Here is a 21,870-nt window from a genome sequence, read left to right on the forward strand (position 1 = left end):
TATTTTCCGGCTGCCGTGCTCGTGTTCTATAAATCGCTTTTAGCTCCTGACAGGGATAGGCTGCGGTTTAAGTTTTGGCCGGAAAGCCAGCCACAGCACGCTTCCAAAGATGGTGCCTGAGAAAAACGCTAGCCCGGCGATCAGCCAGCCGTTCAGCCCACGCATCTCGGCGTCGAAGTATATGTAGGTCAGTATCATCCCCAGCAGCACCAGGTAAAGCCCGATCATGCTCAGGAAAAGCAAATTGGTTACATCTATCGTTAGTAGTTCCATGTCTATTCTTCTTAATTGCACATAGCCAGAGGCTTACCAGCCTCATCTCTATATTATTTAACCGCTTTGAGTAAATTATGTTTATAACTTTAAGAAGAATAAGGTAGGATTACCGGTAAAAATTGAGTGTATAATTGGATTGAAAGGTATAAAGTACAGCAAATACAGGCGCAAAAGGCTTGTAACGCTTTAGGCGATGCTTTTTTGGGTGCCGGTATTTTCCACTATATTTTTCAATTGTTGGCAAAGTATGCCTTTGCTATTTTCCTCAAGCCAGAGCAGAAGCTTTTACCGAGTTTTAAAGTGGAGCCTACGCTAAGAACACAGCGGCTAATGGGAAATAGTATACTTTGATGAATATCAGTTAGTCCCTAGGCAGTACGTTTTACCAATCGGCAGGCAGATTCCCCTCTAGGACTAGAGTCGTTCCATTCTAAATAATAGACCCAATAATACTGTCATTCTGTAAAGAATCTTGGTAGAAAGTTTGATAAGCTGATACTATTGACTCACAAGATCCTTTCAGGATGACAAAAATGAGAGAGCTTAACGCCCCAACCTCCTGGACGGGGTAGGGGAAGGTTTTAGGCTGTAGGTAAACTATGGAACCTATCCATGCGCATTATTCAATCAATATTGGTATAAGAGGAATATCAGATAATCCGCACAAACTCGAAGTATACGAACCGCAGTCCCGCTAGAGGAAATCAGTCTCCATACTTATACTTCCTTACTTTTTCGCCTGGCCATACTGCCGCAACTGGCGCAGCATAATGTCGGTGAGGTAGCTGCCGCTGTGGGGGCCAAAGAAGTTCATGCTGCGGGTTTCATACTCCTCCAGGTTGTAGTACTTGTCTGGGGTTACATAACCGATATAGCCGCCGTTAAAGCTGGTTACAATGGCCTGCAGCCCCTGCGCCTGTGCGTTTTGCCGAAGCCGCGCCACAAACTCGCCGGAGTAGTCGGCCGGGGCGCCAACAAACACCACATTGCCCAACTGCAAACTGGTAACATAGGCGGGATGCTGCCCAAAAACACTGTTAAACACAAAAGGCGCGAGCCGTAGGTCCGTTGCGATGCGCCAGCTCGGCTCGGGCAGGGCCAGCCGGGTGCGGTCGTAGCCTAAGGTATACACATAGTCGCACGTTATCTGCTGCAGCTGCTGCCAGAGTAGCGCTGCCAGTTCCTCCCCGACTTCCTGCGTACTTTGGTAGGTGTCGCCGTGGGTATACACCACGCTTTGGCTACCCACCGCACCTGCCGAAAAAGCGGCAAAGTCCACGTGCCGCTCCAGCTCATCCACCAGCTCGCCAGGATAGTCGCGGGAAAGCTCCGGCGTTTTGGAGGGAAGTATGGTGGCGTGTGCCGAGAGCGCAGAAAGTATGGCAGTTTCTCCATTCTGGCCTTCAAACTTTAAAAAGCGGAGGGTGGCGTCACGCGTTTTGTTGCGGTCCGGGTAAAACGGGTTTTCGGGGTCGTCGAGCAGGCGGTTCTTTACCAGCCCTTCCGCTTTTACGCTGCCATACCCTATTTTAGCGGGCTGCAGGTTTTGGCGGGCCAGCTGCATACTTTGCACGATCTGCCGCGTCAGTTGCGCCACCAGCTCCTCCTCATACTCCCCCGACATCAGGCTGACACCCAACTTTTTTCCCCATCCCCCAAAGCTGGTGTGGCTGTGGGTGGCGGTGAGGTATACTTGCTCCGGCTTCAGGCCCAGTTTTGGGTACACTTGCTCCAGCCTGCGCATCACCTGCATGGGCACGATCAGCATATCCAAGGCCACGTAGTAGGCCTCCGTTTTGCCGTTGCTGAAGGCAAAGGTGCGGGCCCAGGCCGAGTCGTGCACCGACTCGTAATCCATGCCCAGGCGCTTGCCGTAACCCGCCAGCGGCGTGCCTGCCGGGGGCGTGATGTTGACTTTGGCCCAACCTACTCGCACGGTATCGCCCTGAGTTACGTAGGCCGGGCGCTGTTGCAGGTTGCGGAGCGTAGTGGCGTAGTAGTCTGTTTTGGTAAAGGGCGTGCGATCCAGTGGGCGCAGCAGTACTGCGGCCAATCCGAGCAGGAGCAGCACTGTTACCAGCAGAACGTTTATCGATTTTTTGCGCATGGGTTGTATTGGGCAGGAGCTGGGTTGTTTTTATGCAGACCCTTGCTGCAGCCTTTCTTCAAAAATCCTGCCTTAGTTCTGCATGGCTTTTACAGCGTTGCGCAAGGTACTGTTATCGGTGCCGGGGCGGCTAAAAAGCTCCCGCATGTCGTCGGCGGCCGGGTACTCAAACACCTCCAGGTCGAAATAGCGCACCGCCGCCAGCAGGTGGTCAAAGATATCGGCCATGATGCTTTCGTACTTGTCCCAGCGCACATCGTTTGTAAACACATACAGCTCTATCGGCATGCCGGTGGTGGTCGGCTCCAGTTGGCGCACCATCATGGTCATGTGCTTGTGCGTAAACTCGTGCTGGGCAATGTAGGCATCGATGTATCTTCTGAAAACACCCACGTTCGTCAGGCTGCGCCCATTTATCAGGATGCTTTTATCTATTCCTTTGGCCTGGTTGTGCTCGGTAATCTGCTGCTGGCGCTCCTGCAGGTAGTCCTGTATCAGCTGTATTTTGCTCAGGCGCTCCACATCGTCGGCAGACAAGTACTTTATACTTGATATCTTGATGAGGATAGACCGCTTGATGCGCCGCCCGCCCGCGTCCTGCATGCCCCGCCAGTTCTTAAACGAGTCGGAGATGAGGTAATAGGTAGGGATGGTGGTGATGGTTTTGTCAAAGTTCTGCACCTTCACCGTCGTCAGGTTTATCTCGATCACGTCGCCGTCGGCGCCATACTTTTCCATCGTGATCCAGTCGCCGATGCGCACCATGTCGTTCGTAGAAACCTGAATGCTGGCCACAAAGCCAAGTATGGTATCCTTAAAGACCAACAAAAGTATGGCTGAGGCCGCACCCATGGCCGTGATAAAGGCCCATACTTCCTTGCCAGTGAGCAGCGAAAAGATAAGCAGGCCGCCCATAAAGTATAAAAAGATATTCACCACCTGCAGAAAGCTATCCACAGGTTTGTCGCGGAAGAGGGCAGTGGTTTTCAGGAAATCCTTTACCGTGCGCAGCAGCGCCCGGATTATCCAGATTGAGAGCAGCACCGTGTACACATCCGTGAGCGTGCGCAGGGGCTTTACCCACCCCGGGAAATCAGCAAAAACGATGGGCAGCGCCTGCACCACAAGTATAAGCGGCACCACTTTGGCCAGGTGCTTGAACACATTGTTGCGGATGAGGAGGTCGTCGAACTGGGTGGAGGTTCTGGTGGAGAACTTATGCGCAGCGCCCACCATCAGCTTTCTGCTGAAAGAGGCCGTGGCATACACCAGCACCAGCACCAGGCAAAAAAGCAGCAGCATGTTCAGGTAAATGGCTGTGCCGGCAGGCATGCCCAGGTTTACCAGGTGGTTATAGGTCCAGTGGCTGATGGCGGCGAAATTGTTTGCAGTTTCCATGGGGTACTAAAAAGGTTGTAAAACGGATTGCGCTGCAAAGGTACAAAAAATATAAGGGGCACGGGGGCAGGCATTTCGGCAGATAAAATTTTCAGGTTAGGCAATAAGGCTTAAATTTGGCGTTTCTAAAGTCCCGCGTTATACTTTAAAGCCCGGGCAAAGGCAATGGCGGCAGGAGGGGGAAGAGCAATGCCTTTCGCATCTTTTGTACTTTTCTGCCCTCTCTTGCCGCAGCAAAACCAGAAATTGGCTTAAAGCATTATATGGAACCGAATTTAGACCATCTTTTAAAGATAGCCTCCGAGCTATCGATTACCATCAAGCAGGTAGAGGCCACCGCTAAACTGCTCGACGAGGGCGCTACCGTGCCGTTTATTTCCCGTTACCGAAAAGAGGCCACCGGCTCGTTGGATGAGGTGCAGATCGCCGGTGTTCGCGACAGGCTGGAGCAGTTGCGCGAGCTGGACAAGCGTCGCGAAAGCATCCTGAAGTCTATCCGCGACCAGGAGAAGCTGACACCGGAGCTGGAGGAGCAGATCATGGCTGCCGAAACCATGGCTGCCCTGGAGGATATTTACCTGCCCTACAAGCCGAAACGCCGCACTCGCGCCACCATCGCCCGTGAAAAAGGACTGGAGCCGCTGGCCGAGCGCCTGTTTGCCCAGGATAACTTCGACGTAGAGGCTGAGGCAGCCAACTTTATCTCCGAAGAGAAAGAGGTGAAGGACGTGAACGAGGCCCTTGCCGGTGCCCGCGACATTATGGCCGAGTGGATGAACGAGAACGCCGAGGCACGTGCCACCATGCGCCAGCTGTTCGAAAAGCAGGGTGTGTTCAAGAGCCGCGTGATGATGGGCAAGGAAGAGGAAGGCCAGAAGTTTAAAGACTATTTTGAGTGGGAGGAGCCGATCGAGAAAGCGCCGTCGCACCGCGTGCTGGCCATGCGCCGCGGCGAAACCGAGATGGTGCTGATGCTCTCGGCCCAACCGGATGAGGAGGCTGCCCTGGCCAAGCTGGAAAACATGTTTGTGCAGGGCAACAACGCGGCCTCGGAGCAGGTGAAACTGGCTGCCAAAGACTGCTATAAGCGCCTGCTCAAGCTGAGCATGGAAACGGAGGTGCGTCTGAGCTCTAAGAAGCGCGCCGACGAAGAAGCCATCCGTGTGTTTGCCGATAACCTGCGCCAGCTGCTGCTGTCTTCGCCGCTTGGGCAGAAAACAGTTTTGGCTCTGGACCCTGGCTTTAGAACTGGCGTGAAATCGGTGGTGCTGGACAAGCAGGGCAAGCTGCTGCACAACGAGACCATTTACCCGCACACCGGACAGCATAAGGAGCAGGAGGCGGCGCAGGCGGTGCGTTACATGGTGACCCGCTTCGAGGTAGAGGCTATTGCCATCGGTAACGGCACGGCCAGCCGCGAGACGGAGGCGTTTGTGAAGAGCCTCAAACTGCCCGCTTCGGTGATGGTGGTGATGGTGAACGAGAGCGGCGCTTCTATCTATTCTGCCTCTGAGGTTGCCCGCGAGGAGTTTCCGGACCAGGACGTAACGGTGCGCGGTGCCGTGTCTATCGGTCGCCGTTTGATGGACCCGCTGGCAGAACTCGTGAAGATCGACCCGAAAAGCATCGGCGTGGGCCAGTACCAGCACGACGTGGACCAGTCTGCCCTGAAACACTCGCTGGATGATGTGGTAATGAGCTGCGTGAACGCTGTGGGCGTGGAAGTGAACACGGCCAGCAAGCAACTGCTGACCTATGTTTCCGGCCTCGGACCTGCGCTGGCGCAGAACATTGTGGAGTACCGTAACCAGAACGGACCTTTCCGTACCCGCACCGAGCTGAAGAAGGTAGCCAGATTGGGCGATAAGGCTTTTGAGCAGGCAGCTGGTTTCCTGCGTATCCGAGACGCGAAGAACCCATTGGATGCCTCTGCCGTGCACCCGGAAAGTTACCCGATCGTGGAGCAGATGGCCAAAGACCTGGGCGTAACTGTGCAGGATTTGATGAAGAGCGAGGAGTTGCGCAAAAAGATCAACCTGAAAAACTACGTGACCGATACCGTTGGTTTGCCAACCCTGCAGGATATTGTGAGCGAACTGGCCAAGCCGGGCCGCGACCCGCGCGAGACCTTTGAGGCGTTCAGCTTTACAGAAGGCGTGAACGAGATCAAGGATCTGCGCGCCGGCATGAAGCTTCCGGGCATCGTGACCAACATCACCGCTTTCGGAGCCTTCGTGGACATTGGGGTGCACCAGGACGGCCTGGTGCACGTGAGCCATTTGTCGGACCGCTTTGTGAGCAACCCGCACGACGTGGTGAAGGTAGGGCAGAAGGTAGAGGTAACGGTGCTGGAAGTGGATGAGGCCCGCAAGCGCATCTCCCTGAGCATGAAAGGCGACCCGGCCGCGGCCAAACCAGCCGGTGGCGGCAACCGCAGCAAAGGCGGCCGCAAAGAGCGCGAGGAAGAGCCTATGAATGATTTTCAGGCGAAGCTTGCCCAACTGAAAGGCAGGTTTAAATAAGCCTCCTAAGTATAAAGGATGAACCAGAAGCCCCTGTTAAAGTATAACAGGGGCCTTTTTTATGGCCGGTAGGCGGGCAAAAACGGGATGTGCTTTGCGCGTCAAAAATTGTACGCAATAAATATATTTATACTTGCATATTTGGAACTTACCATTATTTTTGCTCCACATTTTTAACCTTTTAAAACTTAAAGTCTATGAAGACACTCTTACTAACATTAGTTGCAGCCGCAGGCATTGCTTTCGCTGCAGAAGCACAGACTGTGTCTGTAGGTCCTCGTATCGGGGCTACGTTTGCTAAAATCAACTTTTCCGGAGAAGACGGAGACAGCGACTTTAATGAAGCAATAAAAGCTAACGCAGGACTTCAGTTTGGTGCTGTCGCGAACTTCGCTGTAAATGACATGTTCTCGGTTCAGCCAGAGCTACTGTATGTGCAGAAAGGCTACAAGATAAGTGAAGAAGGCATGACGCTGAAGTTAAAGGCCAATTACCTGGAAGTGCCTGTGCTGGCAAAAGCCTCCTTCGGTTCGGACTCCTACAAGGTGTTTTTTACGGCCGGTCCATCTGTAGGGTACTGGATGAGCGGCAAGAGCAGCTTTGAGTATGACGGAGATGAAGTGTCGGAGGATTATGAGTTTGAAGACGGAGACAACAGGACCGAACTGGGCGCTAACATCGGGGCAGGTATAGCCTATCCGGTGAGTAGCGGTACGGTAAACCTGGATGTAAGGTATGGCTTTGGCCTGTCTAGCCTCTACAGTGACGATCAGGGTGATGCTAAGGCAAAAAACCGCGTTTTCGGTGTTTCAGTGGCCTACCTGTTCAGCCTGTAAGCTTACATAAATGAGCATAACAGAAGCGGCTCCTGCACCAGCGGGAGCCGCTTTTTCTTGAAATATTTTCCCTTTTTCAGATGAAAAACAAACTTATACTTACTGTAGGGGCAGCACTGGGCATGGTTGCCACCGTTAAAGCGCAAAACGTTTCTGTGGGCCCGCGAGTGGGTATTACCATGGCCACTATACATGCTTCAGGCGATACCCCGGAAGGATACGAGTCGAAAAGCAGTTACCGGGCAGGCCTGCAGTTTGGGGCTGTGGCTAACGTTGCCATTAACGAGCGCCTGTCTGTGCAGCCGGAATTTTTATACCTACAAAAAGGCACTAAAAACAAGTCAAAGCAGCTGACGAGTGATTTTACCTTTGAAGGCGATACGCAGCAAAAAAATACCTACCTGGAGCTGCCAATTCTGGCAAAAGTATACTTTGGCAACGGCAAGGTGCTCATGTTTGCCACTGCCGGCCCCACCTTTGGCTATTGGATAAAAAGCCGGATAAAAGCAAAACTGGTATTAACCGAACATTGGGCGGGAGGAGAAGACGAAGTACATCAAAACGAGTTTGATATGGACGTGGACTTTAGCGGCCAGCAGCAGGAGTTAGTGACTTTTCCGGAGTACAATAGGGTAGAAGCCGGAGGCACGGTTGGCGTGGGGCTCGCAAGCCAGCTCGGTGCAGGGACGATGAACCTGGATCTTCGGTACGGAGCCGGACTTTCAGGTATAACCAAGTTGGAGGATGAGGATGGTAAAGCGACAAACAGGCTCTGGGGCCTTTCAGTAGCTTACCTGTTCAGCCTGTAAAAGAAAGCGGCTCCTGCACCAGCGGGAGCCGCTTTCTTTTTGCCCGCTTTACGGGCAGCTACTTCGCAAAGGTGCCCTGTCCATCCCGGAACCATTCGTACGCATTTTCAACCCGCTCAAAAAACTGCATTTCGAAAGGAACCGATTCTCTGGCTTTGTCCATCATGCCTTCCAGAATAATGTGGCTCAGTAAATCCTCCGGTTCTATAATGGCCATCTTCGTGATACAGGATTGCGCGGCCAGCTGCGGCACGGTTACCTCGTTGGCCCATATTTGGTCATTCGGGGTAATGATGCCGCCGGCCCTGTTGTTGATCAGCCAGAAAGTATAGCGCTTGTTAATTGCTTCGTCGGTGGCGAGCTGCATGCCCTGGCGGTAGGTGTGCGAAGGCACCACGCCGTTTGCCTGCACCACCAGCACCTGGTTGGCCGGATCCGTATAAATCAGAAGCTCAGGCTCGTTAAAAATTATGGTTCTGGGTTTAGCCATGTACAGCAACGTGATCTCTAAGTATACAATTTTAAGGCTTACCAAGCAACCATACTTTGTGCACGGGCAAACACCTGCGCCACATGCACAGAGACTAAAGCCGTCAGCCCCGTCCTACTTGGCAGTAGCGTGCATCCATCCTAAATACACTTTGTTATTGCAGTGCAGCACAAAATTACCAGCACAGGCTTCAGTTTAGTCTTTAAAGTGAGGCGTATGAAAGTATCTTGTGGAATTGGATATTTTGGCAAAGTACTTGCTTTTATACTAGCAGCCGCTGCCAAAACGTTTTTCAGGAAAAGCAGCGTTAACCATACCATACACGATGCCATACTTTAAACCATACTTCAAAAAACTATCCATAGCCCTTGCACTGGCGCTGGCCCCCATGTTGGGGCAAGTAGCCGCCGCTGCGTCGGCTCCCGCTGCTGCGGAGGTGCGGGCCAGTAGGGGAGCCCGCGATATAGTGCAGGAAATTATTAATGTGGTGGGGCTGAAACCTCGGTTTGAGCTGCGCGCCGCTGATATAGACAATGCCGCCGCCGTAGTATACAATGGCAAGCGCTATATTTTGTACAACGAGCGCTTCCTGGCTGCCATCAACAATGCCGTGCATACCGACTGGGCCGGTGTAAGTATACTTGCCCACGAGATTGGCCATCACCTGAACGGCCATACGTTAAGCCGCAGCGGCAGTAACCCGGCCGATGAGCTGGAAGCGGATGAGTTTTCCGGCTTTGTGCTGCGTAAGATGGGGGCTAGCATGGCCGAGGCGCAGGCGGCTATCAACCTGCTGTCCGAGGAGGAAACATCGCGCTCGCACCCGGGCCGCAGTTACCGGCTGGCTGCCATCAGCAAAGGCTGGCGCAGCGCCAACGACCAGCTCTTAGCCAGCGCCTCCGGCCCGCAGCCAGACCAACGCGCCATAGAGCCGGTGCGCCGCGTGGCACAGCAGCCGCAACAGCAACAAGTAGCGCTCGATAGCAGGATGGTGCTCTCCAGGGTAGTGTTCAGCAACGCTCCCGAAGAGCAGTTTTACCTGACGTCGCGCCTGCACCTGGTGCACCTCACCAAAGATGGCCCTGTCATTATCGGCAAGCTGGCTAAAACCGGCGACCCTAACTTCCCTTACTATTTCGAGAGCAAATACCTGAAAACTGTTTTCGTGACGGGTGAGGGAGTGCTTGTGAACCGGGAAGGGCAGCGCGTGGGGCGCCTCACTTAAAATACCAACCATACTACCAGCTAAAGGCCATACCGTAAAAGGCGGTATGGCCTTTATTTTTTCAGAAATTGGTATATTGCAGTGATTCCTACTCCTAAATCTAAAACTATGAAACTCCTGAAACTGCCTCTGCCCGTGCTGGTCTTTCTGCTCTTGTTTTCCTCCTGCGACGGGGGCTATTGCCTGGAGGGCGAGGGCGACGTAGAAAGCCGGACGCTACAACTAGCACCTCTTAGCGGGGTGGAGGTAAGTGGCAGCACCAAAGTATATATTAAGCAGGGCAGCACGCAGCGGGTGGAAGTGCGGGGCCAGGCCAACGTGCTGGACGAGCTGGAGACGAAGGTAAGAAACGGCGTGTGGGATATTGGCTTTGAGCGCTGCCTGCGCCGGCACGAAACCGTGGAAGTATACCTGACGCTACCAGAAATCACGGAAGCCAACATAAACGGATCCGGGGCTATTACGCTGGAGGATGTGTTCAGAAGCCGCAGGTTTAAGTCGAGCGTGTCCGGCTCCGGAAAGGTGCTGCTGCGCCTGGCTACCGAAAACCTGCAGGTCCGCATCAGCGGGTCTGGCACAATTCGTGCAGCAGGTGTGGCCGATGCCCAGGAGGTGTCGGTTTCCGGTTCTGGCAAGTATAACGCCCTGGACCTGAACTGCCGGGAGGCGGAGGTGAGTATATCCGGATCAGGCAGCGCCGAAGTAGACCCGGAAGAGCTGCTGGAGGCAGAGATAAGCGGGAGCGGCAAAGTATACTATACCGGCAACCCAGAGGTTGTCTCCGAGGTGTCGGGCTCCGGAAAAGTTGTGAAGATGTAAGTATAAGGTATGATAGGAAAGATAAGAAACTATGCGCTGGTACTGATGCTGTTGGTGTTCAGCTTTGCGTGTAAGACCAAAAACGACGTGGAGGCCTTTAAAGAGGCGAGCTACGACCTTAAAAGTATAGAGCAGATAGAGCTGAACGGCATCGACCTGATGAAGAAGAAACGCCCCCAGGACTTCTCGTTCAGCGATGCGGCCACACTCTACACGGCCTTCTCGCAGGATGCGCTGCAGGCAGTCTCCACGATTGGCTTGCAGGTAGATTTGCCCGAGGGCAGCGAAGACCGCACCATGACCGTGACGCAGCTAAAGTGGCAGCTGCTGGTGGATGACGAGCATACCCTGAACGGCCTGGTAAGCGAGCCGGTGGAGCTGCGCGACGGGCTGAACAACATTACCATCCGCTCGCCGCTCTCCTTTGCAACGGAGGCGGGCAGCCAGCCGGACCTGAACAAGCTCCTGCGCCTGGCCACGCTCCTGAACAGGGACAGCGCCAACCGGCCAAAAGTAACGCTGCAGATAAAGCCCACCATCCAAACCAGCGTGGGACCCTTTGAACTGCCCACCTACATCAATATAAAAGACTGAAAGAAAGCCAGGTATAGTGCCTGGCTTTTTTGTTTGGAACCATTTACCCGCCCAAGTGCATTTTAATTGTAACTTTTAAGATGCTGTACCCGTAGTGGCACGCTATTTGAAAGTTTCAAGCTGAAAATATATCACTTTTAACATTTCTGAAGATGAACCTGGAGCACGAAGTTTTAAAAGATAAGAACTTGGTAGAACTGGCGGCAACCGTTAAAGCGCACATGCAGCAGGGCTGGAAGCCAAAGGGCAAAATAGTAGAGTACAAGGGCGGCTTTGCCATGGAAATGGAACGCCCCATGGAAATCCGTTGGAGACGCACCGTAGGCTTGCGTAGCTGGGTTGCCTGGCCAAAGTTCGACTAACGCGCCGCCTGTTTTTAACTTGCCAGTCTCACGCGCAAACCCTATCTTCGGCTTTTCTACTCCCATGAAAAAGGCCTTTCTCCTTGCTACCGTACTTGCCGCCCCGCTGTGGGGCATGGCGCAAAAAAGCAACCTCGATGCCGCCCAGCTTCTGCGCGACGTGCAGGTGCTGTCCGCCGACTCGATGCAGGGCCGCCTGAGCGGGTCTGAAGGAAATGCGCTGGCGCAGGATTATATTCTGGGGCGCTTTAAGGAGCTTGGCCTGAAGCCGTACAACGGCGATTTTAAACAGCATTTCCGTATTGATGCGAAGCGGGTGCAGGTAGACAAGGCCACGAACCTGGTGGGCTATATTCCGGGTAAGTCCGGTAAGGCTATTGTGGTGACGGCGCACTACGACCATGTGGGCCAGCGCAACGGCGATATTTACAACGGTGCCGACGATAACGCCTCCGGTATAGGTGCTTTGTTGGCGGCTATTGCCCATTTTGCCAAGCATCCCCCCAAACATACGATCGTGTTTGCCGCTTTAGACGGCGAGGAACTGGGCCTGCAGGGTGCCCGCGCTTTTGTAGAGAACCCGCCGCTGCCGCTGCAGGATATCCTGCTAAACGTGAACATGGACATGCTGGGAATAAACGACAAGGGTGAGTTGTATGCCAGCGGCACCTACCATTACCCTGCCCTGAAGCCATACTTGCAGCAGGTAAAGCCCCGGCCAAACGCCAAACTGGTGCTGGGCCACGACCAGCCCGAGCAGGGCCACGACGACTGGACGGGCCAGTCGGACCACTTCCGCTTTCATGAGCGCGGCATCCCGTATGTATACTTTGGCGTGGAAGACCACCCCTACTACCACAAGCCTACCGATGATTACGAGCAAGTAAACAAAGCTTTTTATCCTGATGCCGCTGCGCTTGTAATCGATTTTCTGGAGAGGATTGACGGGAAACTGGAGCGCTTGCCGCAGAAAACCCAGCCTTAACTACTCCATTTTCAGCAGTATAATTCTTGCACTGGCACCGATCAGAATATTTGGGTATAATTATTCTTTTATTTCCCTATATTTATTCTGAAATGCTCATCTTTCTTGCGGATACGCCGTAAAGAGGAAAAGCTGAACTTTGCCATTGCACTACTTTTAAGGACAATTCTCTTTCCGACCAAGTATAAAAGGCACAAGGTCAGCTGCAGCGATTCCCTAAAGCTGTCTGACAACATGAATAGGAAGCCATACTTTATACTTATCCTTTTTTCTTTTCTTTTATTTACCCCCTGGGAGGCGCTGGCGCAGCAGTACCGCTATAAACGCAACAGCAAAAGCAGCATGGTGCGTGAGCGCGGCTGGGTTGTGCTGCTGGGTGCAGGCGTAGCAGCCGTGCGCAGCGACATCTGCGGCAGCTGGGGCTGTAACGAGCTGGGGCCTAATGTAAGCGTGGGAGGTTTGTACAAGATCTCGCCCTACTTTGGCCTGAGCGGCACCATAGACTATGTGAAGCTGGGGGCGGTGGAGAAGAACCCCGAAGCGCCCCTGAACCTGGCCTTTGAGTCGCAGGTGCTGGAGTTTTCGGCCTCTGCCGTGGTCAACCTGTTGGATAGCTATGCCGGCTCGAGCAATTACCGCTCCAGCCGCAAGCGCCTGATTGTGCCCTACATCCGCATTGGCCTGGGGGCGGTATACTATACGCCTACTTCCTATCCGGCTAACAGCGAAAGCCTCGATGACTCGCAAACCACGTACGACCCGGCCCGAAAGTATCCTGCCATTGCTGCCGTGGTGCCCGTCGGCGGCGGGTTGCGCTTCTACATTAACGACGAATTCAGCATCGCTCCCGAACTGACCTACCACGTTACCACCACCGATTACCTCGATAATGTGGGGCCAATGCTGATGAACGGCAGCCGCAGGGACGAGTTTGGCGTGGCCTCCATAAAACTGCAGTACACGCCGGTGCTCAAGAACAAGCTTTTCTCTAAAAAGAACTAAGCCAGGCGATATTTAACCACAAGTATCTGCCACCGTAGAGGTAAAGGCAGGAGCACACAGCTTCTGCCTTTACTTTTATACTTCATACTATGAAAACGAAAGACAAGAACACACTTTTCTGGGTGGCGGCAGGCGTGGGGGCGCTGGCAGCGCTGAGAACGGCAGTGCGCAGTTTAACAGCCTACGACTTTAGTGGAAAAACCGTGTTGATAACCGGCGGCAGCCGCGGGCTGGGCCTGGTGCTGGCGCGGCAGCTGGCAACGGAGGGGGCAAAACTGGTGCTGTGCGCCCGCGACGCCACCGAACTGGAAAATGCCCGTCTGGAGCTGGCCGGCAAAGGAGCCGAGGTGCTGGTGCAGCAGTGCGACGTAACGGACCGGCAGCAGGTAAACGACATGATCACGAATGTGCAGAATGAGTTCAGCCCGATCGATGTGCTCATTAACAATGCAGGCATCATCAGTGTAGGGCCTGTTGCCGAGATGACCGAGCATGAGTTTGAGGAGGCGATGAACGTGCACTTCTGGGGGCCGCTTTATATGACCTTGGCCGTGCTGCCGAGCATGAAAGCCCGTGGCGGCGGGCGCATCCTCAATATTGCCTCTATCGGCGGTGTGGTTAGCGTGCCGCACCTGGTGCCTTACAGCGCGAGCAAGTTTGCCTTGGTGGGGCTGTCGGAGGGGCTGCGGGCTGAGCTGAAGAAGTATAACATTACCGTGACCACGGCCACACCCGGCCTGATGCAGACAGGTAGCCCCGGCCATGCCATCGTGAAAGGCCACCACAAAGAGGAGTATACACTATTTAAGCTGATGGATTCCAGCCCGCTTACCTCCGAGCCGGCAGAGAAATCGGCCAGGAAGATGCTGAACGCGCTGCGGCACGGCGATGCCGGCGTTACCACCACCGCATTTGCCACGGTGGGAGAGCTGCTGCACCGGCTATCTCCGGAGCTAACCACAGACGTACTGGCGTTGGTAAACGCGGCGCTTCCGGGGGAAGGAGGCATCGGCAAAAACAGGGTCTCAGGTCACGAAAGCGAAACACCCTTGTCGGACTCTTGGCTAACGGAGCGAACCAAAAAAGCTGCCATGCGCAACAACGAGTAAAGAACCAGAAATACCGGCTGAAGTTGCAGCCATACTTTGCGGCTGCTTATCTTCACCAGAACAATTAACCGAAGCATGAAAATCCAAAACAGAGAGAAAGCCTATGATGGCTACTTTAAGATCTATAAGCTGACCGTTGAACAGCATGGCCAAACCTTTAACCGGGAGCAGTTTGACCGGGGCGATGCCGTGGCCGCGCTGGTGTTTGATACCGAAAAGCAGCAGTATATTTTAACCAGGCAGTTTCGGGTGGGCTCGGAGTCGGAGCTGGTGGAGGTAGTGGCAGGCATGGTGGACAAAGGCGAGCAGCCCGAGGAAAGTATAAAGCGCGAGATTGAGGAAGAAACCGGCTACCATGTGGACAGGCTGCAGCATCTGCATACGTTCTACTCCTCGCCGGGCGGCACCACGGAGCGGGTGATGCTCTACTATGCCGAGGTAACGCAGCAGAAGGGGACAGGCGGCGGCAACGCCCATGAGCACGAGTTCATCGAGATCCTGCACCTGTCTCCTGCAGAACTGGACGCTTTGAAAACGCCTGACGCCAAGACCATTATTGCACAGCAGTGGGCCAGGCTGCAACAAAAGTAGCACATACTTTACCGTGTTTCCTGAGATACCAGTTGTACTTAAAGTATAACTGGTATTTTTTATAGTGTTGATAATATATAGTATATTCGGTAGCCCGATTCCGTATAGCCGCTGGATTTGGGCGTATAAACGGAATAACTCCTTGTACACACTAGTTGAGCTCAATTAAAATTATAAAGAAGTGACCGAAGAAGAGCATAAAGCACATGAAGAAGAAACCGAAAGGAAAATTCGGGAAAATGTACAGAAGTTTGGGTGCCATATTGTGCTGATTGAGCCTGATAATTATTTGCCAGGTTTTGCTTATTCTATTGGTCTTTATAAAAACTTTGGACACCCAGAGATAATCTGCTTCGGCCTAAGTACAGACCTCTTAGGGTCATTTATCAATACAACCCGTGATTTAATTAAAGAAGGTCAGCAGCTCACTACAGGCAAATCATATTCAGATTTTCTTGAAGATTTCGATGTGCAATTTTTAAAAGTAGATAAGGACCATCTGCCAGACTACATGGGTTACGCTAAATGGTTTTATAAAAGCTGGGACTTTCCTGTTCTTCAACTTGTCTGCCCTGACAAAGAGAGCCATTTTCCGTGGGAAGAAAAGTTTAATAATAAATGGAAATTCAAGCAGCCTTTGCTGGACAGGAGTACGGACTTCAAATTCTACGAAGAAAGAAATTTAGGAGTCTTTACCACCAAACAGGTTTTAGAAGGAGCTCCCATACTTTACGTTTATCACAATGAAGACGGAGATTGGCAGTTCCACTCTTCATCAGAACCAGACATAAATGACTCTAAGCTCGTCTGCCTGGAAGAAATAGTGAAAATAGACCCAGCTATCAACAAGATTTACTATCTTCCATATGGCTGGAGAGCTTGGCGTGAGTCAAAAGAAGCCGATTGGGAAACTGAAGAAGATACAGAAGAAGAATAACAAAGCTCAACACGGCACAGGCTCCAAACTCGGCTATGCCTCGTTCACAGCCTGTCCAAATCCGTTATGCCTCATTTTAAATAATATGAATTTATTTCCTTCACTGGTTTACAAAATTGAGTTACCTGACGATTCTACAATAGCTTTAAATCATCTACAACAAAATACAAAGCTTACCGACTTACTTGTTCTGGAGTCGACGGATAAGGCATTTATTGGGCAGGTAAAGGAAAATAGTTTTAAGGTAATCTCATCTGCAAAGTATGGAGCATTTTGTGTTCTAAGTGGTGACTTTCAAGGAAAAGTGGGTTCAATTGAAATAAGACTTCATCTTACATACAAAATACTGTCCTCAATTTTGATGTTGCTTCCAATCCTTTCCATTTTGTTGACACTTTTACGAAAAGAAGTAGAAAAACCTATTGGACTTATTCTTCCTGTATTATTAGGAATCTTGTTTGTGAGGTTTATTATCGTGGAATTAAATTTTAGATTAATTTCAAAAAAAGTATTGAATAGGCTAACTGGAATAATAAGAATAAGCGCAATAAAGAACGTGGCATAACAAGGTGCATGAGCCATGCTACGGCCGACGGCCTAGCACGTCTCATGCACTAGCCGTTGTGCGGTATACCTAGAATAAATGAAGAAGATTCCGTTCCTCCTTTGGTGGGTAGTTTTGTTAGTGTTTTCTTGTTCGACAGAGCGAGAGACGAAATCTGGGATTTTCTGGAAAATTACTTCAAACGACGGAAATGAATCTTTTTTGTATGGGACAATGCATGAGTACCCTGAAGGACGAATAGCAGTAAGCAAGAAAGTTTTATCGGCTCTGAGGACATGCAAGACATTAGCACTTGAGAGAGATTTAAAGAATGTAGAAGACCAGCGAATTTTTCTTCAAAACGATAAGCATAAGGTAGACCTAAAGGCAAACCAGGTGATTGCCAGTAGATACAACCTGAAAAGTATGGAGGGTGAGTTGGTAAGTGTTGCCAACAGCAATAACATAAAAATAAGAGGGTTGGAAACTGCAAAAGAACTACTAGATGTGTTAGATAAGGTTCCGCATCGATATGAAAGCCAAACGGAGGAACAGACGATAGAACATTACGAGCAGCTAATCAATATTTACAACAGCGAACTTATAGATTATTTCGCAGATGAGTTCTTGGTTAAAGAATTTGGTGATGAAACACGGAAGCTAGTAGTCAACCAGAGGACACTGAACTGGTTAGATGATATTGAAGGCTTAGTAAAAGAAGACAAGACATTCATTGCTGTAGGAATGGGGCACCTAGGAGGTAAAAACGGGCTATTGAATTTGCTGAAGAATAAAGGCTATAAGCTGGAAAGAATAAGATTATAAGTACAGCTGCACAACAACACCTAAAAGGCAGCTCCGCCACCTTTTAGCCCAACACGTTAGACTAAATTAGTAACTAATGAAAAAAGCTTTAATACTCTTAGGTGTAGTCTTTTCATTAGTGAGTTGTTCGGATGAACAATCAAATCAAGATGAGGGAGAACTTTTATTAAGCAAACGTTTAGGTGCCGAAGAGGTGCAAATGTCTTTTAACTATAAGCACTCAGCTGGAAATGATGAATTTATACTTCAAGAAAGTTATCTTTCTATTGACGTGTGCAATTCAGCTAAGATTAATAAAATCAAGCACAATGAGAGACTGTTTCAAAGGGAGGCCGAAAAACTAAAAAGTTTAGTAGTGGACTCAATGAAGTTCGAGCCTCAAATGGAATATGATGAGTTGAGAATCAACTTTATTGACAGAAAGGATTTCCTGTTCTTCAAGAAGGAAGATACTAAAACGGTAACTTATCATTCTCTTTAGTATTATTGCGAATTTGAATAACAGCAAAGTCTAACAAAGCCTAAAGCACACCAAGGCGTGCCTTAGCCCAGCACGTTGGCAGTAAGGCGAATTAAAGAATTCTTGATTAAAGTGACAAAATGAAAGAATGGGCCTTTTTTATAGTGATGATAGCTTTCCCGCTTTTAGGGTATAGCCAAAAGAAGGTCTTCTTTAAGCCCCACATTTCCTATGATACCGCACAAGTAAAATGTCTTGGTAAAACCGTGCAGGTAGACAATTCAGACACCTTAAACAATGTGTTCTTTGACGACTTAGAGTTTTGCATTAAGTTTAAAGGAGGTGAAGAAGCTTTAGTTAAATATTTGGTTGATAGTTTTCAAGTACCCGTCGATGATAAACATCATAATATTAGCGGTAAAGTACTTGCAAGCTTCACAGTCAATGAAAAGGGAGAAGTCGGGGATATTAAAATTGAAGAAGGTCTTTGTGAGGAAATAGATAATGAGGTGATAAGAGATATTTCTGAAATGCCTAAATGGATTTGGGACTGTGAAACCAAGCCAAGAAGGTCATATAAAACCAAGAGATTTGCTCCTTTTATCATACATTAAGAGAACAAATAAAGCCCTTCTGCCAACAAAGTTCAGCCTTAACCCTTGCTACGCTACGGGCTTCGGCTGCACGAGTAACGTTGGCACATATTGTAATTAAAAAAAATGAAGAAGGCTTATCTGTCTGTATTCTTACTGGTTGTATTTCAAAGCCTTTGTTTCTCACAAACTGTAGGGGAAAAGGAGTATAGAGTTACAATAAAAGAGTGGGCAATGGGTGCAGATAATTATTATGTCATAACTGCTGACTCTATAAAAATACGGAAGAGTGCATACCCTGAAGATATTAACTATACCTCCGCATTAACAAAAGAAGAGAGCCAGAAGATATTTGCCCCAATTGAAGCCGTTGATTTGAGAAAATTAGAAGAGCCTGTATATGTTTTTACAGCCCCACTACCTGAAGGTGAACTAAGCGACCATGGCTATCAGTATGATATAATGGTTCTTAATGGTGGAGTTACAAAAGGCTTCCATGTTGAGAGAGTCAAAGTAGACTTCTTATATGACTTTATCAAAGGGTTAAATCAGTATTTGCCTAACCAATTCAAGGTAGGGTATAATGACAATTACCTGAAAAAATAACAGGTGCCAACAAAATTCATAGTATATGCTACGGCTCCGCCTTGCCCACACTATGCACGAGTAACGTTGTAGAAGATATAGATAATAAATGAAGAAGGGAATAATTGCGATTGTCTTCGCAGGCTTTTTGTCGCTACTCTTGTTTTACCTTTTAAGACCCAACAGTAATGTAGAGTTCTATGATGGTTTATATGAGGAGCTATTGAAAGAAATGATGGCTGACAGTTCTGTGGTTGAGGCTTATGATGAAAATGGAAAACTAATATTTACAAGAAGAGACACTGTAAGCGAATCTGTGGAATTGGTCAACAGCCCATTGAGTGGGGATGTCTTTTACGGGCTTGCCAAAGATGAGGATAGAGGTTATCTAAAGAAGGAAGTCTTTAAGTATGAATACAGAAAAGAAGACTTGTCAGTGGGATTTAGCAATGATACTGCGTCGGCGTCGGCTCCTTTTGAGGCGGCTATTTACCTGAATACAACAGACATAAAAAACGCATCTATAAGCATAAGAAATAATGATGCCTACACAGTTAAGCGGGAAGAGGGAGATTATAGAGTTAGGTATCTTTACAGAGCCAAAGCAACAAAGAAAGGAGTTAATACTTTCGAAGCAAAGGTAACTCTGCATGGGGAGGTGTACCCAGTTCAGTTCAACTACTTTGTAAAGTAAAACAAGCACCAGCTAACCCTACACAAGCTCTATACTCTACGCCTTGTTCCTATCTCTCAGAACTAACTACAGCATAAAAAAATGATAAAAAAGCTATTTGTATTCTTTGGACTTGTTATCCTGGCGGTTTTCTTATATTACTTTTCTGTTATCCTGATAGCCAGGGCAAATACTAAGGAAATTGTTAATGAAGCTCTGGCATCTGACAAGATGAAGCTGGAGCTTAATGATTTAACCGCAGAACAATTAGATGCCCTCCTAAAGATACAAGACCCCAATTTCTACAATCATAAAGGCGTTGACTTTGCCACTCCCGGGACAGGAGTTACGACTATAAGCCAGGGATTAGTTAAGATGTACTACTTTGAAAACTTTAAGCCTGGTCCTCAAAAAGTAAAGCAGACCCTTATTGCCAGATTCGCTTTTGACCCTTTAACCCCTAAAGACACCATCTTAAAGCTGTTCGTCAATGAGGCATACCTTGGGCAGGAAAATGGGAAACCTGTGAAAGGTTTTGAAGATGCTTCTCAGTATTACTTCCATAAGGAGTTTAAGCAGTTAAATTGGGATGAGTATCTTTCATTGCTGTCCATGATTCGCGCACCGTTCAAATTTCATTATTTCAATGAGCGAGAAAAGAACCTGGAACGAGTGGGAAGGATAAAAAAAGTATTGGCTGGTGATTATACTCCAGTTGACAATAGTGACCTATTCTACGACAGAAGGTAAACTGAAACCTTCCAAGTATGATTAATGCATAGTTTACGAGCTACAACCCCAACAAAAAAATATTTAAAGTATGGAAACAACTACACTAAATTTAGGCCTCTTATGTCAAGACAAACAGCCTTACTATTTCTAAGTGCCGTGATAATCACATCATGTGTAGATTATCAGGAGGAGAAGCCTAGTGCTAAAGATGAGCGCACTAAATTAGAGGTACAAACGGTGCCGGTCCGGCTATCTAAACCGGCAGTTGTAATTTTTGAAATGGACTCCCTGGAAATTGAGCAACTGAAGGAGGCTGACGGAGAAGACATCTTTTATACTGCCGCTGATGATCTGATGTGGTACAATTATCAGTTGCAGCAAAAGATGGACTCTCTGGCTATACCGATGATGTATACAGAAGACGATACTTTGAAGGTGATAACCCCAAACCAAACTTATGAGATTGTTAAGGACTCAACGTTTACCGTTTATACTTACTTTTATTATGATGGAGAGGATCTAACCAGGGTAGATCTTTTTGACCTTCTTGATAACTAAAAAACAGCATTAACTTCCCCTTTATCAAAGAATTACCAAACCCTAAATTAACCCTCGCTACTCCTCCACATCCCGGAACATATCCTGGGTATCGGCAGCGCTTTCCAAAATTAGATACTCTGGGGCGTCACGTTAACAGCATGAAGCAGTAGGCTTGGATGCCAGATAGCCGCAGCTGCGCATTCTATTCGTTCAACAATGTGCTGGCCGGTACGTATGCTTTGCTCAGTATTACCTACTCAATGACAAGCCATGATCCTTCAGTTAACACCCAGCATCCTCGTAGAAACCCCCTTGGGCACAGGTCAAGCCCTGTTCATCATCGACTACGGCATGCATCAGAATACCTGCTGGGTCGTGGCCCTGCAGCGAGATGGGGTCATCAAGCACTTCGACTGCAATGATGTGACCTTGTCGACCAACTACACTTACGGCATGAATTTGCCCCATAATAAACTCGATGAGCAGGCTACCTCATAACCGACACCACACACTTCTAAACGCTTTACCGAAATAAGCTTGTGTGGCAAAGCCAAGACGCTCACCAGGGTCGTTTGCTCCGGTCTGCCATTGCCAGGGTGTGGAGAAAGGATTAATTCTTAGGAACATCCCCGGCAATATTGCGTTACTTCCCTAGCAAAGCTCTACCCAAGCCCTGCTATCTTGCCGCAGGGGATATGTTTTTCCTGCGCCTAGTATACTAATGAACCATACCATGAACGCCGCATTATTCAACGAGAACATCGCCTCCATCTTCATTGACCAGGTCAGAGAGTATGCCATCTTCGCCATGGACACCGAAGGAGTGATCACGACCTGGAACAAGGGCGCCGAGCGG

The 21,870-nt window shown here is 49.5% G+C and carries 25 protein-coding genes; 21 read left to right on the forward strand and 4 right to left on the reverse strand.

Going from position 1 to position 21,870, the window contains the following annotated elements:
* Positions 1-39: 39 nt before the first annotated feature.
* From FJM65_RS10110 to FJM65_RS10120, 3 genes are all read right to left on the reverse strand, one after another.
* Entirely contained in the window at positions 40-273 is a 234-nt protein-coding gene (locus tag FJM65_RS10110) for a hypothetical protein (protein WP_239022912.1), read from the reverse strand.
* A gap of 730 nt (positions 274-1,003) precedes the next feature.
* Positions 1,004-2,383: a neutral/alkaline non-lysosomal ceramidase N-terminal domain-containing protein gene (locus FJM65_RS10115; RefSeq protein WP_239022913.1), complete on the reverse strand. Its 1,380-nt coding sequence runs from the start codon at positions 2,381-2,383 to the stop codon at positions 1,004-1,006.
* Between the two features lie 72 nt (positions 2,384-2,455).
* Entirely contained in the window at positions 2,456-3,781 is a 1,326-nt protein-coding gene (locus tag FJM65_RS10120; RefSeq protein ID WP_140621378.1) for a mechanosensitive ion channel family protein, read from the reverse strand.
* Between the two features lie 263 nt (positions 3,782-4,044).
* On the opposite strand from FJM65_RS10120, the gene FJM65_RS10125 reads away from it, so the two are divergent.
* From FJM65_RS10125 to FJM65_RS10135, 3 genes are all read left to right on the forward strand, one after another.
* Entirely contained in the window at positions 4,045-6,303 is a 2,259-nt protein-coding gene (locus FJM65_RS10125; protein WP_140621379.1) for a Tex family protein, read from the forward strand.
* Positions 6,304-6,500: 197 nt separating this feature from the next.
* The gene (locus tag FJM65_RS10130) at positions 6,501-7,139 is read left to right on the forward strand and encodes a porin family protein (RefSeq protein ID WP_140621380.1); all 639 of its coding nucleotides are present in this window, start codon (positions 6,501-6,503) and stop codon (positions 7,137-7,139) included.
* Positions 7,140-7,219: 80 nt separating this feature from the next.
* Positions 7,220-7,948 carry a porin family protein gene (locus tag FJM65_RS10135; RefSeq protein ID WP_140621381.1) on the forward strand — a complete coding sequence of 243 codons (729 nt, stop codon included), beginning with the start codon at positions 7,220-7,222 and terminating at the stop codon, positions 7,946-7,948.
* 58 nt (positions 7,949-8,006) lie between these two features.
* Here the strand turns inward: FJM65_RS10135 and FJM65_RS10140 are convergent, their stop codons facing one another.
* Complete coding sequence (locus FJM65_RS10140; protein ID WP_140621382.1) at positions 8,007-8,438, reverse strand: hypothetical protein; 432 nt, start codon at positions 8,436-8,438, stop codon at positions 8,007-8,009.
* 325 nt (positions 8,439-8,763) lie between these two features.
* On the opposite strand from FJM65_RS10140, the gene FJM65_RS10145 reads away from it, so the two are divergent.
* From FJM65_RS10145 to FJM65_RS10230, 18 genes are all read left to right on the forward strand, one after another.
* The gene (locus tag FJM65_RS10145; RefSeq protein ID WP_140621383.1) at positions 8,764-9,663 is read left to right on the forward strand and encodes a M48 family metalloprotease; all 900 of its coding nucleotides are present in this window, start codon (positions 8,764-8,766) and stop codon (positions 9,661-9,663) included.
* A gap of 108 nt (positions 9,664-9,771) precedes the next feature.
* A complete protein-coding gene (locus FJM65_RS10150; protein ID WP_140621384.1) occupies positions 9,772-10,482 on the forward strand; it encodes a head GIN domain-containing protein in 711 nt (236 codons plus the stop codon).
* A gap of 9 nt (positions 10,483-10,491) precedes the next feature.
* Positions 10,492-11,076 carry a hypothetical protein gene (locus FJM65_RS10155; RefSeq protein WP_140621385.1) on the forward strand — a complete coding sequence of 195 codons (585 nt, stop codon included), beginning with the start codon at positions 10,492-10,494 and terminating at the stop codon, positions 11,074-11,076.
* Between the two features lie 152 nt (positions 11,077-11,228).
* Positions 11,229-11,438, forward strand: coding sequence for a hypothetical protein (locus tag FJM65_RS10160; RefSeq protein WP_140621386.1), 210 nt, complete (start codon positions 11,229-11,231; stop codon positions 11,436-11,438).
* A gap of 64 nt (positions 11,439-11,502) precedes the next feature.
* Complete coding sequence (locus FJM65_RS10165; protein WP_140621387.1) at positions 11,503-12,423, forward strand: M28 family peptidase; 921 nt, start codon at positions 11,503-11,505, stop codon at positions 12,421-12,423.
* Positions 12,424-12,657: 234 nt separating this feature from the next.
* Positions 12,658-13,425 carry a thrombospondin type 3 repeat-containing protein gene (locus FJM65_RS10170; RefSeq protein WP_239022914.1) on the forward strand — a complete coding sequence of 256 codons (768 nt, stop codon included), beginning with the start codon at positions 12,658-12,660 and terminating at the stop codon, positions 13,423-13,425.
* Positions 13,426-13,514: 89 nt separating this feature from the next.
* Positions 13,515-14,534, forward strand: coding sequence for an SDR family NAD(P)-dependent oxidoreductase (locus tag FJM65_RS10175; RefSeq protein ID WP_140621388.1), 1,020 nt, complete (start codon positions 13,515-13,517; stop codon positions 14,532-14,534).
* Positions 14,535-14,609: 75 nt separating this feature from the next.
* Entirely contained in the window at positions 14,610-15,125 is a 516-nt protein-coding gene (locus tag FJM65_RS10180) for an NUDIX domain-containing protein (protein WP_140621389.1), read from the forward strand.
* A gap of 181 nt (positions 15,126-15,306) precedes the next feature.
* A complete protein-coding gene (locus tag FJM65_RS10185; RefSeq protein WP_140621390.1) occupies positions 15,307-16,062 on the forward strand; it encodes a DUF4262 domain-containing protein in 756 nt (251 codons plus the stop codon).
* Positions 15,992-16,627 (forward strand): hypothetical protein, encoded by a 636-nt coding sequence (locus FJM65_RS10190; RefSeq protein ID WP_140621391.1) that lies wholly within the window; start codon positions 15,992-15,994, stop codon positions 16,625-16,627. Before FJM65_RS10185 ends, FJM65_RS10190 begins: the two co-directional genes overlap by 71 nt.
* Before the next feature lie 78 nt (positions 16,628-16,705).
* Entirely contained in the window at positions 16,706-17,431 is a 726-nt protein-coding gene (locus tag FJM65_RS10195; RefSeq protein WP_140621392.1) for a TraB/GumN family protein, read from the forward strand.
* A gap of 76 nt (positions 17,432-17,507) precedes the next feature.
* On the forward strand, positions 17,508-17,912 hold the full coding sequence (locus FJM65_RS10200; RefSeq protein ID WP_140621393.1) for a hypothetical protein: 405 nt from the start codon (positions 17,508-17,510) through the stop codon (positions 17,910-17,912).
* A gap of 119 nt (positions 17,913-18,031) precedes the next feature.
* Positions 18,032-18,505: an energy transducer TonB gene (locus FJM65_RS10205; protein ID WP_140621394.1), complete on the forward strand. Its 474-nt coding sequence runs from the start codon at positions 18,032-18,034 to the stop codon at positions 18,503-18,505.
* Between the two features lie 105 nt (positions 18,506-18,610).
* Complete coding sequence (locus FJM65_RS10210; RefSeq protein ID WP_140621395.1) at positions 18,611-19,090, forward strand: hypothetical protein; 480 nt, start codon at positions 18,611-18,613, stop codon at positions 19,088-19,090.
* 88 nt (positions 19,091-19,178) lie between these two features.
* The gene (locus FJM65_RS10215) at positions 19,179-19,763 is read left to right on the forward strand and encodes a hypothetical protein (protein WP_140621396.1); all 585 of its coding nucleotides are present in this window, start codon (positions 19,179-19,181) and stop codon (positions 19,761-19,763) included.
* 81 nt (positions 19,764-19,844) lie between these two features.
* The gene (locus FJM65_RS10220) at positions 19,845-20,492 is read left to right on the forward strand and encodes a transglycosylase domain-containing protein (RefSeq protein WP_140621397.1); all 648 of its coding nucleotides are present in this window, start codon (positions 19,845-19,847) and stop codon (positions 20,490-20,492) included.
* A 102-nt stretch (positions 20,493-20,594) separates the two neighbouring features.
* On the forward strand, positions 20,595-21,032 hold the full coding sequence (locus FJM65_RS10225) for a hypothetical protein (RefSeq protein WP_140621398.1): 438 nt from the start codon (positions 20,595-20,597) through the stop codon (positions 21,030-21,032).
* A 252-nt stretch (positions 21,033-21,284) separates the two neighbouring features.
* Positions 21,285-21,512, forward strand: a complete 228-nt coding sequence (locus FJM65_RS10230; RefSeq protein ID WP_140621399.1) for a hypothetical protein — start codon at positions 21,285-21,287, stop codon at positions 21,510-21,512.
* The last annotated feature ends 358 nt before the right edge of the window (positions 21,513-21,870 follow it).

This window comes from Pontibacter mangrovi, from assembly GCF_006385705.1.
GTDB classification, from domain to species: Bacteria; Bacteroidota; Bacteroidia; order Cytophagales; family Hymenobacteraceae; genus Pontibacter; species Pontibacter mangrovi.